The 16,604-nt window shown below is 59.9% G+C and carries 14 protein-coding genes and 1 tRNA gene; 8 read left to right on the top strand and 7 right to left on the bottom strand.

Annotation, left to right across the window (positions count from 1 at the left end):
* Positions 1–27: 27 nt before the first annotated feature.
* The 3 genes from RBB75_RS16030 to RBB75_RS16020 are packed head-to-tail and all read right to left on the bottom strand — an operon-like array spanning position 28 to position 3,977.
* The gene (locus RBB75_RS16030; RefSeq protein ID WP_179637698.1) at positions 28–2,277 is read right to left on the bottom strand and encodes a xanthine dehydrogenase family protein molybdopterin-binding subunit; all 2,250 of its coding nucleotides are present in this window, start codon (positions 2,275–2,277) and stop codon (positions 28–30) included.
* A gap of 10 nt (positions 2,278–2,287) precedes the next feature.
* Positions 2,288–3,295: an FAD binding domain-containing protein gene (locus RBB75_RS16025; protein ID WP_353068644.1), complete on the bottom strand. Its 1,008-nt coding sequence runs from the start codon at positions 3,293–3,295 to the stop codon at positions 2,288–2,290.
* A gap of 13 nt (positions 3,296–3,308) precedes the next feature.
* The gene (locus tag RBB75_RS16020; protein ID WP_257030893.1) at positions 3,309–3,977 is read right to left on the bottom strand and encodes a (2Fe-2S)-binding protein; all 669 of its coding nucleotides are present in this window, start codon (positions 3,975–3,977) and stop codon (positions 3,309–3,311) included.
* Between the two features lie 164 nt (positions 3,978–4,141).
* On the opposite strand from RBB75_RS16020, the gene RBB75_RS16015 reads away from it, so the two are divergent.
* Positions 4,142–4,218, top strand: a tRNA-Arg gene (locus tag RBB75_RS16015).
* Positions 4,219–4,285: 67 nt separating this feature from the next.
* Here the strand turns inward: RBB75_RS16015 and RBB75_RS16010 are convergent.
* Together RBB75_RS16010 and RBB75_RS16005 are read right to left on the bottom strand one after the other, a co-directional pair.
* The gene (locus tag RBB75_RS16010) at positions 4,286–4,666 is read right to left on the bottom strand and encodes a hypothetical protein (RefSeq protein WP_179637696.1); all 381 of its coding nucleotides are present in this window, start codon (positions 4,664–4,666) and stop codon (positions 4,286–4,288) included.
* A gap of 12 nt (positions 4,667–4,678) precedes the next feature.
* A complete protein-coding gene (locus RBB75_RS16005) occupies positions 4,679–5,389 on the bottom strand; it encodes a GNAT family N-acetyltransferase (RefSeq protein WP_353068643.1) in 711 nt (236 codons plus the stop codon).
* A gap of 264 nt (positions 5,390–5,653) precedes the next feature.
* On the opposite strand from RBB75_RS16005, the gene RBB75_RS16000 reads away from it, so the two are divergent.
* From RBB75_RS16000 to RBB75_RS15985, 4 genes are read left to right on the top strand one after another with little or no spacing between them, the layout of a single operon-like run.
* Positions 5,654–6,928 (top strand): Fe-S-containing protein, encoded by a 1,275-nt coding sequence (locus RBB75_RS16000; protein WP_179637694.1) that lies wholly within the window; start codon positions 5,654–5,656, stop codon positions 6,926–6,928.
* Between the two features lie 11 nt (positions 6,929–6,939).
* Positions 6,940–8,250 carry an ABC transporter permease gene (locus RBB75_RS15995; protein WP_179637693.1) on the top strand — a complete coding sequence of 437 codons (1,311 nt, stop codon included), beginning with the start codon at positions 6,940–6,942 and terminating at the stop codon, positions 8,248–8,250.
* A complete protein-coding gene (locus RBB75_RS15990; RefSeq protein ID WP_353068642.1) occupies positions 8,250–9,353 on the top strand; it encodes an ABC transporter permease in 1,104 nt (367 codons plus the stop codon). Before RBB75_RS15995 ends, RBB75_RS15990 begins: the two co-directional genes overlap by 1 nt.
* Before the next feature lie 6 nt (positions 9,354–9,359).
* Complete coding sequence (locus RBB75_RS15985) at positions 9,360–10,151, top strand: ABC transporter ATP-binding protein (RefSeq protein ID WP_218884513.1); 792 nt, start codon at positions 9,360–9,362, stop codon at positions 10,149–10,151.
* Positions 10,152–10,550: 399 nt separating this feature from the next.
* Here the strand turns inward: RBB75_RS15985 and RBB75_RS15980 are convergent, their stop codons facing one another.
* Positions 10,551–11,408: an NAD(+)/NADH kinase gene (locus tag RBB75_RS15980; protein WP_353068641.1), complete on the bottom strand. Its 858-nt coding sequence runs from the start codon at positions 11,406–11,408 to the stop codon at positions 10,551–10,553.
* Positions 11,409–11,674: 266 nt separating this feature from the next.
* On the opposite strand from RBB75_RS15980, the gene RBB75_RS15975 reads away from it, so the two are divergent.
* A complete protein-coding gene (locus tag RBB75_RS15975) occupies positions 11,675–13,915 on the top strand; it encodes an AsmA family protein (RefSeq protein ID WP_353068640.1) in 2,241 nt (746 codons plus the stop codon).
* Here RBB75_RS15975 and RBB75_RS15970 read toward each other — a convergent pair.
* Positions 13,912–14,739 carry a TlyA family RNA methyltransferase gene (locus tag RBB75_RS15970; protein WP_353068639.1) on the bottom strand — a complete coding sequence of 276 codons (828 nt, stop codon included), beginning with the start codon at positions 14,737–14,739 and terminating at the stop codon, positions 13,912–13,914. The two genes, RBB75_RS15975 and RBB75_RS15970, sit on opposite strands and share 4 nt — an antisense overlap.
* A 282-nt stretch (positions 14,740–15,021) precedes the next feature.
* On the opposite strand from RBB75_RS15970, the gene RBB75_RS15965 reads away from it, so the two are divergent.
* Both RBB75_RS15965 and RBB75_RS15960 read left to right on the top strand, forming a co-directional pair.
* Positions 15,022–15,588, top strand: coding sequence for an RNA polymerase sigma factor (locus RBB75_RS15965; RefSeq protein ID WP_179637688.1), 567 nt, complete (start codon positions 15,022–15,024; stop codon positions 15,586–15,588).
* Positions 15,585–16,493: an anti-sigma factor gene (locus RBB75_RS15960; protein WP_353068638.1), complete on the top strand. Its 909-nt coding sequence runs from the start codon at positions 15,585–15,587 to the stop codon at positions 16,491–16,493. The genes RBB75_RS15965 and RBB75_RS15960 overlap by 4 nt, the downstream gene beginning before the upstream one ends.
* Positions 16,494–16,604 lie beyond the last annotated feature (111 nt).

Below are 16,604 nucleotides of genomic sequence, written 5' to 3'. Positions count from 1 at the left end.
GCAGGGCTTTTTTGTTGTCCTTTCGGATCAAGCAAGATGCGTTGTTCTGCTCGCGGGCACGAGTAAGTCCTCGATACGCACCGGGAGATCGCGCACACGAATACCCGTCGCGTGATAGACAGCATTGGTAATTGCGGAGGCGATCCCAGCCAGTCCAATCTCTCCGACACCTCGCGCGCCCAGTGCGTTGAGCTGATAGTCCGGATAGTCGAGGAAGGTGACGTCGATCTCCGGCGTGTCCGCGTTCACGGCGACGACATAGTCGGCCAGGTTGTTGTTGATCGGAGCACCCGACCGCGCGTCATACATCGTCTCTTCGAACATGGCCATACCAACACCCATCACCACCGCTCCTTCGATCTGGTTGCGGGCAGGCCGCGGATTCAGGATGCGTCCCGCGTCGATCACCGTGACAACCCGGCTGACGCGGAGGCGCGCTGTCTCGGGCTGCCAGGTCACCTCGGCAAATTGCGCACCGTAGGAGTGAAACGAGACCTTGGGCTTTGCTCCAAAGGTTCCGTCAGACTTGCCTGTACCAGAGACTGAGTTGACTTTGGCGATCCTCAGAATCTCCGCCATCGGTACTGCGCCTTGTTGCTGTCCCTTCAGGCGAACGGTTCCGTCGACGAGTTCGAGCTCTTCCTGCTTCTTGCCCTTGAAGGGCGATCCGTCAGACTTGATCGCAGCAAGCAACAGCGTTTTGCCTGCGTTCTGCGACGCCGCAAGCACTGCGGGTGTCATGGACGCCGTAACCCATGAACCGCCCGAGATTGGTCCTGGTGGAAGCGAGGAGTCGCCGAGTACGACATCGATTCGATTGACTGGAATGCCTGTCTCGTGACTGACCACCTGGGCCATGACGGTATAGGTTCCTCCGCCGATGTCCTGGGTGCCGCAGGCGACGCGCGCTGATCCGTCCTGGAGGAGTTCGACCGTCGCCTCGGTTTCGATTCGCGCCGCCAGCCACGAGCACGCGGCCATGCCCCAGCCCAGCGTCAGGCCGTCACGCTTCATCGATCCGATCTCTGGAGTGCGTTTCGCCCAGCCAAACTTCTCCGACCCGACCGTCAGACACTCCTTCATGTGACGGGAAGAGAATGGAATATTCAGGCTCTCGTCCAGCGCCGGCTCGTTTTTCAAACGCAGCTGAACAGGGTCCATCTTCAACGCGATCGCCAGCTCATCCATCGCCGATTCCAACGCAAACAGTCCCGGCACTGCGCCTGGCCCGCGCATCGCTGTTGGGTTGCCGACGTTACGGCGAACCAGGCCTCCGGTCACAAGCAGGTTCGGCGTGCTGTAGAGGAACGGCGTAATCTCGCCGCAACCTTCGTCGTAGTCATCGAGCATCGATGTGTGGTTGACGTAGTCCTGTTGCACTGCGGTCAACTTGCCATCAGCGTCGGCAGCAAGCTGGATTCGCTGGTCGACTGCGGGCCTGTGACCGACGGTCTGAAACATCATCTGTCGACTTACCACCAGCTTTACCGGACGCCCGAGATTGCGTGCACACGCCGCTGCGAGTAATCCATGGGGCCACGGCCACAACTTGCCGCCGAATCCCGATCCCAGGAATCGCGTAATCACCTGCACCTGCTCCGTAGGAACGCCCAGCATCTGCGCCATCACATCGCGATGATTAACAACCGCCTGCGAGGTCTCATACAGCGTATATTTCTTGCCGTCGAAGACCGCAACTGAGGCATGCAGCTCAATTGGGTTGTGGGTCTCGACCGGAATCTTGTAGACCGCATCCACCTTCACCTTCGCCGCTGTCAATGCCGCAGCCGTATCTCCGCGCTTGCTCTTCTCGTCAGGCTTGTCGGTCGTCAGCGGAGTGCCCAACAGCTTCTCGCCGATATCCGGCTTCTCTTTGTTGCAGGTCGCCTTCACACTTTCGGCCGCGGCTCGTGCCTGTTCGACGGTCTGGGCTACGACGACTGCAACATACTGCCCGTAGTAACGAATCGTATCGTCCTCAAACGGGGGGCGCTTCTCGTCGACGATGAGCGTGAACCCGGTTGACGGCGGCACACGATAGAGCTTCCCGATGTTCTCGCGATGGTAGACGGCAACGACACCGGGCATCTTCTCCGCTCCGGCCGTGTCCATGTGTGCGATCGTTCCGTTTGAGATCGTTGCGCAGACCGGCCATGCGTAGAGCAGGCCCGGGAAATGATGGTCTGAAGCATACATCGCAGAGCCACTTACTTTGAGCGGGCCATCAATCCGAGGCGTCGCGACGCCAATCACCTTCGACTCCGTTACCTGATCCATCGTCGTCTCCTTAGGCGCTTTGGCTCGCTTGTCCCATCGCGTGTGTCAGGCAGCGTTTCGCCAGCTCTACTTTGAATCCGTTCTGGCTCTGAGGCTTTGCACCGTGAAGCGCAACCTCTGCTGCGGTCCGGAAGTTGGCAGAGTTTGCAGCCCTTCCAAGAAGCGCTCTCTCGGCTTCCGTTGAGCGCCACGGCTTTGTTCCAACCCCACCGATCGCGACGCGAATGAATTCGATCTTGCCGCCTGCATCCTGCTTCATAACAATCGCTGCGGAGGCCAGCGCGAACTCGTAGGAGGCACGATCGCGCAGCTTCAAGTACACGCTCTTCGCGCCAGACGGCATCTTCGGCAATGTGACATGCGTGACCAGATCGCCCGGCTCCAACACAGTCTCCCGCTGCGGGGTGGATCCGGGAACGACGTAGAACTCTGCAATCGGCACGGTCCGCTGGCCCTTCACGCCTTCGATATGAACCACAGCATCGAGCACCATCAGCGCGACGTTCTGGTCGGAGGGATTGGTCGCAATGCAGTGTTCACTCGTCCCCAGAATCGCCAGCATGCGGTTGTAGCCACCGATTGCGGAGCAGCCAGAGCCCGGCTCGCGCTTGTTGCATCCAGTCGCCGTATCCCTGTAGTAGACGCAGCGTGTCTTCTGGAGCAGGTTGCCTCCTGTCGTCGCCATGTTGCGCAACTGCGGCGAGGCACCAGCCAGCAGTGCCTGCGACAGAACCGCATACTGCTCCTTCACGGTCGCATCCTGGGCCACGTCCGCGTTCCGTGCGAGAGCGCCGATCTTCAGTGCGCCGTCGGCAGTCTTTTCGATCCGGTCAAGAGGCAGACCGTTGATGTCCACCAAACGGGTAGGCCGCTCGACGTTCAGCTTCATGTAGTCGATCAGGTTGGTGCCGCCTGCGATGAATCGCACCTCTGCGCCATTCTGCGCGGTGGAGGATTTCGCCTGAGCCTTCACTGCCTCCGGGACCGTCTGGGCCGTCACCAGTTCGAAGAGTTCCATCGCCGATCTCCTCCTATGCCATTCGTCGAACTGCCTGGACGGCTGCAACGATGTTGGGGTACGCTCCGCAGCGGCAGATGTTGCCGCTCATCGCCTCCTTCACATCACTATCCCCTGTGCCCCACGGTTCTTTCACCATAGCGACAGCAGACATGATCTGTCCTGAAGTGCAATATCCGCACTGAAAACCGTCGTGCTCCACAAACGCCTCCTGCATGGGGTGCAGGTGGCCGGGTTGACCGAGGCCTTCGATGGTGGTGATCTCAACGTTTTGCTGCATGCCCGCGAAGGTAAGGCAGCTGTTCACGCGCCGGCCATTGATATGCACAGTACACGCGCCACATTGCCCGTGGTCGCAACCTTTTTTGGTGCCGGTCAGATGCAGCGTCTCGCGTAGGGTGTCCAGCAGCGTCGCACGCGGATCGATCTGTACCGAATACGACTGGCCGTTCACCTTAAGAGTGACCGGCATAGTTCCGGGTATCGCCTGTGTTTGAGGAGCTGTTCGCTCCTGCGTCTCCGCTATCGCAGTGGAGACGGCCAGCGGAGTGACTGCTGTCGCCGCCGTAGCAACCCCGGCTGCTCCCATGTGGGACAGAAAGGATCTGCGGCTCAGCTTGCCTAAAGAAGACGCCGGTTCTTTTGCGTCTTTCTCTTTCGCGTCTCTCTCATCAACGGCCAAGTTCCACCTCCGGACACGGCACTGTTTGAACGTACGAAATTATTTCACAGGGGCAGTTTCTCAGTTGCCGGAGACCTTTGTCGATATTCGCCTCGGGACTACGCCCAGTTTGCCCCATAGAGCGAAATCCTATATCTTTAAATGGTTGCAACCCCACGCAATGTGCGCCCGTAGCTCAGTTGGATAGAGCATTTGGCTACGAACCAAAGGGTCGGAGGTTCGAATCCTTCCGGGCGCACCATACAAACTCAAATCCAGAGAATACCTTGCAAAAACCATAGATTCCTCTGTGGAAAGCCTCCTTGTGCCTACTCGAACCGCTGGTTACGTCTGTATTCGTCGCGGACGAGCACCAGGATCAGTCCGAAGATAACGCCGAGCGTGTCGATCATGATGTCGGACCGCTCCAATGCATTCTTGTAGATAACGTGCTCCAGAAACTCCAGAAGATATCCGAAGGACACGACCACCGCGGCCAAGGCAAATCGAGACCACAGCGAGGTTACGCTGCTGACCAGCAGAACAGTTACGGCAAGAAAGGCCAGCACATGCCCCAGGCGGTGGTAGTGTCCGGTGGTGTGCAACAGAAGCTTGTCCTGGTTGGGCAGGAAGGACAACACGGCAAGCAACACCATCGAGACGCAGCCCAGAATAATGACTGCAGAGCGGCGTTTACGTTCTTCCAACATATGCTGATGGTCTCATTCCTTTAGCCTTTGCGAAATACGATGCAGCATAACTCTGCGAGCCTCGACGAATCCTATTCGAAGATAGAGCTGGATTGCGCGATCATTCGTGGCGCTGACATGGAGCCAGGAGACCAAGCCGTCGCGGCGATGTTTTCTCCCCAGATGCCAGATCAGATTTTCGGCATATCCTTTGCCACGGTGGTCGGGATGCGTGCAGACTCCACTGATTTCAGAATAGCTCTTCAGAGGCCCGTCGAGTTTGAGGCGCTCGCCCCCCATGGCGACAAGCTGGCCATCAGACCGCACCCCGAAGTACGAGCCCATCTCGCAGGTTTTGCTGCGAAAGAAGCCCGGAAATGCGAGGTCGGTGAGGGCTACCATCTCCAGTGCCTCCCGGCATGAGAGCTGGGCGATCTCGACCGTCGCGGCAGGCGGCTCGATCTCCGCCGGAAGAACCATCTGGAGACACTCGAGCGTCTGCTCAAAGACCAGCTGCGGCGGATGAGGGTAGCTTTCGCCCACGATCCAGACCGACTCACCAGGCGCCAGGAGAGAGTGAAGCTGCAAGAGTGCCGTCTCGGTGGGGGCAGCGACGGCCGCAAAGGGCACTACCGCAGCAGGATAGCGGCAGGCCTCCCCAGCTGAAATCGCAAACTGGCGGTGCCTGGTGTGGAGAGCGGTCCACACTGGGTTGGCGAAGAGATCCTCGGGCAGATCGAACATTTCTACAGGATACGGTGTCTCCACGTTAGGCCGTATCTCTCAGAGCGGCGCCGAGTTCCGCGATCTTTCCCTGCGATCTTTGCCCGCGATTGTTACCGGTCAAAAAAAATCGCGGCTGATAATCGAGCGTCCTTGATTGACGACCAATTTAGTCCTCATTACACTAGATACTGGCGGCGAGGGTTGATCCAGCCTCATGGAGATTGGGCTCGGGCTGGCTGCCGTCGGCTATCCGGAGTGCCGCCAGGGAAGAAGAAAGACGTTATGTTGCAGGCATTTATCATCACGCTCCGCGAGGGGGTCGAAGCATCGCTGATTGTCGGCATTGTCTTCGCCTACCTGTCCAAGATCGGCAGGCCCGAGCTGAAGCGAACAGTCTTCTGGGCCCTAGGTTCCGCCATCGCTGCAAGCGTCGCGGGCGCAGTCGTGATCGCCCGCAGCCAGTTCAATACGGACATCTTCGAAGGCTGGGTGATGCTGGGCGCCGCCGTCTTCGTAATTAGCATGATCTGGTTTATGCACAAGACCGCCCGCACCATGAAGGGATCGATCGAGGAGAAGATCTCCCAGTACACCGGCCCGGCGGGAGTGTCGAAGGCGGGGCTGTTCTTCTTCGTCTTTCTGCTGGTCCTGCGCGAGGGCGTCGAGACGGTGTTGATTCTGTCCGCTGTCACCCTGAACTCGACCGAGCTGCTCAGCTTTACCGGAACGCTGCTGGGGATCGCAGTTGCGATCGTCTTCGGCGTTCTGTTCATTCGGGGCAGCGTGAAGATCAACCTGCAGCGATTCTTCCGCGTCACCACCGTCATTCTGTACTTCGTGGCCTTCCAGCTGATCGTCAGTGGGCTGCATGAGCTCAGCGAGAATGGGGTGCTTCCGTCTAGTCCCACGGAGATGCGTCTGATCGGCCCCATCGTCCGCAACGATCTCTTCTTCTTCGTCACGATGCTGGCGCTCGCCGGATTGATGATGCTGTTGGAGTACAAGCGCCGCGCACCCGCCGTGCTAAACGCGAGCGCGACCCCTGCCGACAAGCGGCGTGCTGAGTGGACCCAGCGGCGCGAAAAGATGTGGATGACCGCCGTCATTGCAACCAGCTTCGTCTTCATCTTTCTCTCTACAGCCGAGTTCATCTATGCGAAGAGCTCTACCGCCCTCTCCCCCACTGCCGCGGTGACGCTGGTCGGTTCGCAGGTGACGCTGCCTACGGCGGATGTCAACGACGACAAGTTGCATCGCTACGGCGTGCACCTGGACGACGGCAAGGGCGGCAACGTAGAGATCAGGTTTCTGCTCTTCAAAAAGCCAGACGGGAATATCGTCTCGGTTGCCGACGCCTGTCAGATCTGCGGGCCGGTTGGCTTCTACATCGGCGATCAGGGGATCACCTGCAAGATGTGCGCTTCGCCTTTGAATGCGAACTCGATGGGGATGAAGGGCGGCTGCAATCCCATCCCGCTGAAGTCGACCGTGGGTGGTGGGCAGTTGGTGATTGAGGCGGCGGACCTCCGCGAACTGGCTCCGGTCTTTGAACGATGAGGGATCGCTAGATGTTCTTTCGCCTCCTCATGGAGAGCTTTCGCAGGCAGCGCCGCCGCAAGATGCTGGCGGGTGTGGCGATTCTGCTTGGGACGACGGCCGTGACGGCGATGCTTGCACTCGCAACGACGATTGGCGATCGAATCCATAAAGAGCTTGCAGTCTATGGAGCCAATATTGTTGTTTATCCGAAGGCCGATCTGCTTGATGTGAAGGTGGGCGGGGTGGATCTGAAGCCTGCTTCTGGCGGCGCTTACCTGAAGGAGAGCGATCTGGCGAAGCTCAAGACCATCTTCTGGGCGAACAACATCACTGGCGTCTCGCCGGAGTTGCCTGCGCAGATGGCGATTGCGCGAAAGGACGGAGATCCGCTCATTGCCGTAAATGCAGTCGGTTATTGGTTCGATCATGACTTCAACACATTGAAGACGGGAGCGCCGACACTGCATCCGTGGTGGCATCTCGAAGGATCATGGCCTGCGCCACAGAACAGTCCGGGTAGCAGGGGTGTAGTGGTTGGGGCGAATCTTGCGAAGAAGCTTGGCCTCAAGGTCGGCGACACCTTTGTCATGCAGGGTGCGCAGGCTGCGCCCTCTTCGCGACTGTCTGCAGATGTTACCGGCATCGTCACAACGGGCGGCGAAGATGACAATGGCATCCTGCTTACGCTCCACGACGCGCAAGCCTACGCCGGCGCAAACGATGCCGTCCGTCGTGTTGAGGTAAGCGCCCGTACGAAGCCGGAGGATGCGTTTGCGCGGGTCGATCCTGATTCCCTGCCGCCGAAGCAGCGAGAGATCTGGTACTGCCGTCCCTATGCGAACTCAATTGCCTATCAGATTCGTGAAGCGATTCCTGGAGCGCAGGCGGAGCAGGTGCGGCGCGTGGAACAAAGCGAAGGCAATGTGCTGAAGCGAATCTCGGGGCTGATGTGGCTGATCAGCGCGGCAGCACTGCTGGCTGCGGGGTTTGCAGTAAGCGCCGCAATGGCGACTGCGATTCTTGAACGCCAAGGAGAGATTGGCTTGATGCGTTCGCTGGGTGCAAGCAAAGGTGCCATTGCCCTGCTCTTCTATGCAGAGGCCGGACTGCTCGCGCTGATCGCGGGAACTATTGGCTATCTGCTCGGTTCGGGGCTTGCTGCGTGGCTCGGCGCGAGGATCTTTGCCGGAGACGGCGGTGCGGCGGAGGCGGTGTTGATTCCGGTGTTGCTGCCGGTTGTCGTCGCGCTGGCGCTGGTGGTTGCGATTGCGGGAAGCACGCCGTCGATCCGGACGGCTCTGCGTATGGAGCCTTCGGCGATCCTGAGGGCCGATGCCTGATGGTGAAGCTGAGCCTCTTTGGCATGTTGCGACGGTCGCTGGTGCATCGCAGGGCGCGAAGTCTCTCGGCACTGGTGGCGATGACGGTGTCGGCTGGCGTGGCGACAGCGCTTCTGACGCTCTACGCGGATCTCGACGCCAAGCTGCATAAGGAGTTTCGCAGCTTCGGCGCGAACATTGTCCTCTCTGCTCCCGCTTCTTCGCCTCTGCGCACCGACGCTCTGGCCCGCGTGCAGGAGGCGGCGGGGCCTGATGCGTTGGCCGTGGAGTTTGCCTATGCCGTCGCGACGACCGATACGGGGACACCGTTGGTCGTGGCCGGAACAGACTTTGCTGCAGTCAGGCGGCTGGACTCGTGGTGGCAGGTGCAGACGTGGCCCGACGCTACGGCTTCGGACGTCGCGTTGCTTGGCCAGAGGGCGGCGCAGTTTGTTGGGAATGAACACGCGGTTGCCCTTACCTTCGCAGGACACGCCATCACGCTGAATGGTGCAGGACGGATCAAGACAGGTGGCGACGAAGATAGCCGCATTTATATGCCGCTACCCGCCTTCAGTGCGTGGACCGGAGTTGGGCCAAGCGTGATTGAGCTTCAGGTTCCGGGAGGGGCAGCGAAGGTCGAGGCAGCCATAGCGCGTCTGCAGCAGGACTTCCCCGAGATGCAGGTCCAACCCGTACGGCAGCTGGTCGAGGGAGAGTCGAAGATCGTCGATCGCACCCACGCGCTGATGTATGGAGCGGTGCTGCTGATTGCGCTGACTGTGGCGGTGAGTGTGTTAGCGACGCTGTCGGCGAGTGTGCTCGAGCGGCGGAGGGACTTTGCGTTGATGAAGGCGCTGGGCGGATCGCAGATGCAGTTGATGGGAATGTTCTTGCTGGAGGCGTTGGTGCTGGCACTGGCGGGTGTTGCGGTGGGCTTCATCGTCGGATCTGCAGCAGCATGGGCCATCAGCGAAGGGAACTTCCATACTGCGACACTGCCGCGGCCTTCGGTGCTGCCACTGGTGCTGCTGCTGAATGTGGTGATCGCCGCGATGGCGGCACTGTTCCCTGCCCGGGTGCTGCGTGGTCTGCAGCCAGCTGCGCTGCTGAAGGGGGAGTGAGAAGATATGAGCGTGAGCGAAGCGAAGGTAGTGGCGAAGATACAGACCGGGCCGCTGGCTGATCCAACCGGAAGCACGCGGGATGACTGCGCTGTGATTGCGCTGCATCACGTGACCCGTGAGTATGTGGGACATGCAGGCGTGGTGCGTGCGTTGGCTGATGCGAGTTTCTCCATCGTCGCCGGGGAGTGGGTTGCGATCACCGGTCCTTCCGGTTCGGGCAAGAGTACGCTGGTCAATCTCATCGGCTGCCTCGACCGGCCGACGGCGGGTGAGTTGAAGATCGACAACGTCGATACCGCGTCGATGAGTGCCACGGAGCTTGATCGATTTCGCGCAGACAAGATCGGATTTATCTTTCAGCAGTTTCATCTGATTCCTTACTTGTCAGCACTTGAAAACGTAATGCTGGCGCAGTACTTTCATTCGATGACAGATGAGGCGGAGGCGCGGGCGGCGTTGGTGCGCGTTGGGTTGGGCGACCGGGTCTCGCATCTGCCCAGTGAGCTGTCAGGCGGCGAGCAGCAGCGGGTCTGTATCGCGCGGGCGTTGATCAACAATCCGCCCATCCTACTGGCGGATGAACCGACTGGAAATCTCGACGCGGCCAATCAGAAGATCGTGGCGGAGTTGCTGCAGGATCTGCATAGGAACGGCCATACGATCGTGATGGTGACGCATGATCCGGAGATGGCTGGGCTGGCGCAGAGGAGGATCGCGCTGAGCCATGGACAGGTCTTCTGCCATCCTGTCAGTGGGCCGATGGTCACTTTGCGGCGCTCGACGGACCGTTTGTAGCTGGATTTTTATTTTTGTGGTGAATGCGCGTTTTGCTGGGGGTTTTGGCGAAAAGGCGTGTTTTGGTGTGGTGTTTTTGTGGTGGGATTATGGTGAATTGCGTGGCTGATGTGGTGTTTTAGCAGTCACTTTTTGGGCTCTGAAAAATACGCCAACTTTTTCAACTTTATTTTTGGGCTCGCTTGCTGCCGCTTCGCGGATGTCCTGCCGGACGGGCCCACTTCGCTTGCCACCCCACGAACGAAGACCTGTTCGCGGGGACCCCGATTCGGGCGGTCACTTCGTGACTTGCATACCGGTCCTGGTAGGGCTAACTGCTTCGGTCCTCGCGTTGCTCGGAGGAGAGACCTTGTGCCGACCATCGGGAGACCCACCCGAAGGGGTATACCGCACGAAGTGCTAGCGCTCGCCCCATTTTAGTTTTGAGCGGAGGACACTGAAGAGGCCGTTCGGACTGTGGCGCAGGAGGCGGACCGCAGCCTCCGAACGCTGGCAGTGGACCAGGTCGCCTAGCTTGAGCTGGACTGCTTCCTGGCCGTCAACGGTGAGGTAGATCTCGTTGGGAACGCCGACGACCTCGACGCTGACGGTGGAGTCGCCCGGGACCACGATGGGGCGAATGGTGAGCAGGTGGGGACAGATAGGGGTGACCAGCATGGCGTTGACGCTGGGCATGACAATAGGCCCGTCGGCAGCGAGGTTGTAGGCGGTGGAGCCGGTGGGCGTGGAGACGATGATGCCGTCGGCACGAAAGGTGGCTACGGCCTGGCTGTCGATCTCGACCGAGAAGTCACCCATGCGGGCGATAGTTCCTTTGGCGACTACGACGTCGTTGAGGGCATCCCACTGCTTGACGATCTGGCCGTCGCGGATGATCTCTGCTCGCATCATGCTGCGAACCTCGATCTCGGCACAGTTGTCGCACCAGGCTTCGAGGGTGGTGTAGAGCTCGGAGAGGGGGATCTCGGTGAGGAAGCCGAGGGAGCCGAGGTTGACGCTAAGGATTGGGGTGGTGGTGCGGGCGAAGGCTCGGGCTGCGGCGAGGAGGGTGCCGTCGCCACCGAGGACGATGACTAGATTTGGCTTGTGGTTGGGGAGGTCTACGCGGGCGATGGGGTTGGCGCCCGAGACGTAGGCGGCGCTGTCGGGGTCGAGGAGGTAGTGGTAGTAGCGCGCTTCGAGCCACGCGATGAGATCGCGGAGGATTCCGGCGAGTTCCGGCTTCTGGGGCTTGGAGATAATGGCGGCCTGGAGCATGGATCTTTAGTGTAACTGTATGGCAGCAATGCGTTGAGCCCCAACTGCGCAAAGACGTTCAGGTTGCGTCGATGGGCCATGAGACGTAACCTCTACCTCTGACGGTAGCCTGCTGGTACCGGTGGTAGCGGGAGGGGGCAGGTCCTCTCTTTGCGCTGAACTTCTGCTCTCGGGCCTGCTGCCCGGGATGTCCTTTCGATCTGGCGTGCAACATCGATTTTGGCGCTTGCATCTTAACCTGGATACGGTACGGACGAGGTGATGGCATGGGGAAACCGGCACGGTTGGTCCTGATTGCGGTAGGCGCTATTTTGGCGTTGATCGTCCTTGCGGCTGTTTGTGTGCCGCTGTTCCTCAACACGGATAGCTTCAAGGCAAAGATTGAATCGACGCTGACCAAGTCGCTGGGGCGGCAGGTGACGATCGGCAAGGTGAATCTGTCGGTGCTGTCGGGCAGCCTGGTGGCGGAGAATGCGGTGGTTGCGGACGATCCGCGGTTCAGCACGCAGCCGTTTATTCAGGCGGATAAGGTGAAGATTGGGGTGGAGATCTTTCCTCTGATCCTGAGCAAGCAGGTGATTATTCGCGGGTTTTCGATGCAGTCGCCGAAGATCCAACTGCTGCGGGCAGCCAACGGGACCTGGAACTACTCCACGATTGGGACCGGCGGCCAGCAGGCGCAGAGTGAGGAGACCAAGCAGGCGTTTCCGAACCTGACGGTGGGCGAGGTGAACGTCGAAGACGGCAGGATTACCGTGGGTGCCGGACCGGGGACGACTGGCGCGGCGAGTGCGCCCAACCGGGTTTATGAAAATGTGAACTTGAAGGTGAAGGATTTTTCGTTTGCAAAGGCGTTTCCGTTTGAGGCCTCGGCGAATCTGCCTGCGGGCGGATCGGTCGCGCTGAAGGGCTCGGCGGGGCCTTTCAACCAGCAGGATGCTTCGGCCACACCTTTCTCAGGAAACCTTGAAGTGAAACACCTGGATCCGCTGGCGGCGGGGTTTGTGGATGCGTCGGATGGGGTCACGGGCACGATCGACAACATCGTGCTGGATGCGGCGTGGAGCGGAACGCAGATGCACATCACCAAGCTTCTGGTGGATACTCCCAAGCTGACGGTGGTACAGAGCAATGGGCCGAAGCAGCCAAAGCCTAAAGACCCAAATGCGGAGGGGGCGTCGATGCTCGACAACCTGTCCGTGGATGATGCTCAGGTAAAGAATGGAACGATCACGCTGGCGACGGCAGGCAAGACGGGCTCCGCCGTATATAGCCAGGTGAACGCGCAGGTAACGAATCTTTCGCCGAAGAGCGCTTCGCCGTTTAACCTGAGCGGGCAACTGCCGAATGGCGGGGGCGTGAGCGCGAACGGAACGGTTGGACCGTTCAACCAGGCGAACAATGCGAGCACCCCGATAAATGGGCAGGTGACACTGAAGCATGTTGAGATTGGGACGGCAGGAGTGCTGCCGCCGGATGCGGGGATCAGCGGCGTGGCCGATCTGCAGGCGAAGATTCAGTCGAACGGGCAGACGTTGAATGCGCAGGGAGCCGCGACCGTTGTGGGGATCAAACTGGCGAAGGATGGTGTGCCGTCGCCGAAACCGGTGCAGCTGCAGTTCACGCTGACGCAGAACGAGCAGGCGATGAACGGCGTGGTGCAGCAGGCGGTGGTGACGATTGGCAGCGCGGTGATCAATCTGTCGGGGACGTACCAGACGAGCGGACCTTCGACGGCGCTAAATATGAAGGTGGTTGGGAACTCGGTCTCAATTAATGAACTGGAGGCGTTTTTGCCTTCGGTTGGAGTGCATCTGCCGTCGGGCTCGCGGCTGCAGGGAGGGACGCTAACGACGGCGCTGGCGGTGACGGGGACTTCGGCTGCTCCGGTGATCAGCGGGCCGGTGAGGATTAACGACACGCAACTAGCGGGGTTTAATCTGGGATCGAAGCTGGGGGCGCTGTCGTCGCTTACGGGCGGCAGGATTGGGTCTTCTACGGGATCGGGGACGACGATTCGCTCTTTGAGTATGAATGTGCGTGAAGAGGGCGGAAATATTCGGACGGATAATATTGCGCTGGATGTGGCTGGAGTGGGGACGGCGACTGGTGCTGGGAGTGTGAGTGCCGGTGGAGCGCTGAACTACAACGTGGTGCTGAAGCTGACGGGCTTGATGGGTGGCGGAGGTGGGACGCAGCAGGCGAGCTCTGGCGGAGGCGCGGCGGCTGGGCTGGCTGGGGCGCTGGGCGGGTTTATTCCGGGCGGCGGCGCTGGTGGTGCTGCGCTGGGCGGGCTTACGGGAGGATTGCTGAAGGCAGGGATTCCTGTGGCGATTGGCGGGACGACGAGTAATCCTACGTTCAGCCCGAATGTTGCCGGGCTGGCCGGGGCGGTTGGGGCTAATGCGGCAAAGGGTCTGCTGGGCGGTCAGGGGGTACAGAAGAATGGAAAGACTCCCCCCAATCCTCTTGGCAATGCGCTGGGTGGTCTGTTTGGGAAGCATTAGTTGAGGAAAGGTTGATGCCCCTGACGACTCTCGAGAAAGCGGGCGTGGAGGAGGTACTCGTGGTTTCCTTCCATGCCGAGGATGGGAGAGTCGATGAGGTCGATGGCGGTGCCGTGCTGCTCAATGACGCAGTCGCGGACGCGCTCGATGGCAGCTTGACGGGCGTCGGGATCTCGGACGATGCCTCCTTTGCCGATGTTGGCGCGGCCGGCTTCGAACTGCGGTTTGATGAGGATGATGGCGGTGCCTTGCCAGGGCTGATCGGGCGTGCTGAGAGCTGCGAGGACGGCGGGAAGAACGAGGGTCGCGGAGATGAAGGAGACATCCATGGCGAGGAAGGCTGGGGTGGGGGTGTGGGGGGCGAGGAGCTCGCCGGGTGTGAGGAGGCGGGCGTTGGTGCGCTCGCGGAGGGTGACGCGGGGGTCGTCGCGAAGCTTGTGGGCGATCTGGCCGTAGCCGGTGTCGACAGCAAGTACGGAGGCTGCGCCGGACTGGAGCATGCAGTCGGTGAATCCGCCGGTGGAGGCGCCGATGTCGACGCAGGGAAGATTGGTGAGGTTGATGGACCAGTGGGCGAGCGCGTGCTCGAGCTTGAGGCCGCCGCGGCTGACGTATTTGAGATCGGAGCCGAGGAGACGGATGACGGCGTTGGAGGAGATGGAGGTGCCTGGTTTGTCGATACGCTGCTCGTCGACGAGGACGCGGCCGGCGAGGATCAAAGCCTGGGCGCGCTCGCGGGAGGCGGCGTGGCCTTGATCGACGAGCAGCTTGTCGATGCGAGACTTTGGGGACTTATTGCGCTGGGGTGGTGTGGCGTCGCTCATCTCTTCGGGTCTATCGGGTCGGGTCTGTCGGGGGAGTTCTATGAGGCGAGGTTTGGGATGGGGTGTAGAACATGGTGAACAAGAGGAGCTGCATTTCTTTATGAGAATGAAATTGCATATTCGATACGGATGACGAGTAAGTCTGCCACGGGCTGAATTTTCGGGTAAAGTAGCTCTGGTGTGCACTGAATGAAGTAACTTATCTGAGGTTACATGGGGTTGCCTGAGGGAACCTAAATACTTGGCTTTTTTTGCAATCTGCAATTGTAGTGGGTGCGTTTTATGTATAGAGAAACGGGACTCGTAAATTCACCACCGCCCTCGGGGCAGGACGATGCTGTTCTGCTTGGCCTTGTGCAGAGGGGGGACGAGTACGCCATGGCGGCGCTGTTCGACCGCTATTCGAAGGTTGTGTACTCGGTGGCCCTTCGGGTCCTCCGCGACCCGGCTGCGGCGGAGGACGTGCTCCAGGAAATCTTTATGCAGATCTGGCGTAACCCTGATGGCTTTGTAGCAACTCGCGGCAGTCTTGGCGGCTGGCTCGCTGTGGTTTCGAGAAATCGATCGATCGATTCTCTGCGTCGGAAGCGTCCGATGGAATCGGTCGACGATATGTCGCTGGCTTCGAACTACAATCTTGCGAACGAAGCGGAACGAAATAGTTTGATGGAAAAGGCACGGGGCGTGATCAAACTGCTGCCGGTGGAGCAGCGTAAGACTTTGGAGATGGCGTTTTTTGATGGACTGACGCACTCCGAGATCGCCGAGATGACGGGCGATCCACTTGGGACAGTCAAGACAAGAATCCGCAGCGCGCTTACTTCGCTGAGAAAGGCGTTCCCAGCATGAGCGAGCCACGGCGTATTACATCAGAAGATCTGGCGTTGTTTGCCATGCAGCTGCTTCCTGCGGAAGAGATGGCAGAGATTGCCGCCTACGTGGAACGGTCTGAGGAAGCGCGGCGCGAGTTGGCGGAGATACAGGGCGATCTTGCCGTGTATGCCCATACGGTAGAGATGCAATCGCCGTCCGCGGAGGCTCGCGAGCGGCTGATGAAACAGGTTGGGCGGGAGAAGAAGGCGATTCCGATCGATCGGCCGGTTGAGACCGCGGCCGCTGCTGCTACTGCCAGCGCAAGTGCGCGCGTGGCTGCGAATGATGAATTTGGACATGCGGCGGGTAGCCTCTACTCGACGGAGGAAGAGCCACAGAAGCCCGGGTTTGCCGGTAGGGTTCTGCCGTGGGTCGGCTGGGCGGCGGCTGCGGGTCTGGCTGTGGCGGCGGGCTCTCTGTACAAAGAGCGAGAGACGCTTCGCGGCGCCGTGACGGAGCAGAGCAGCAGAATCGATCATTTGACCGCAGATGCTGCGGCGGCGCGACAGGTTCTGGATGCGATGACCGACAGCTCGGCGGTAAGGGTGACCTTGAATGTGAAGGGTGCGCCACCGCCTGTTCCACAAGGCAGGGCGACTTATGTTGCGAGCAAGGGGACGCTGATCTTTCTAGCTACGAATCTTGAACCGCTGCAGCCTTCAAAGACATATGAGCTTTGGCTGATTCCAGCCGGCGCAGGACAGAATCCGATTCCGGCGGGAACGTTCCGTCCGGACGCACGCGGCAATGCCAGTGTAATTATGCCGACTCTGCCGAAGGGCGTCGAGGCGAAGGCGTTCGGAGTGACGGTAGAGGAGGAAGGTGGAGCTGCGACGCCGACTCTGCCGATCATCCTGGTCGGGGCTGCTGCGGGAGAGTGAGTCCGGTGTCAGATCGAATGAAGTGAAAAGGCCATCCTTTGAGGGATGGCCCTTCTTTTTTTATTTAACCCTTATCTCGGAGTCGAGCCACGGAGCATGTGCATTTGCGGC

It is taken from the genome of Tunturibacter empetritectus (genome assembly GCF_040358985.1).
Taxonomy (GTDB): domain Bacteria; phylum Acidobacteriota; class Terriglobia; order Terriglobales; family Acidobacteriaceae; genus Edaphobacter; species Edaphobacter empetritectus.
Note: the sequence above shows the minus strand (reverse complement) of the source record. Positions and strands in the feature narration are given on the sequence as shown.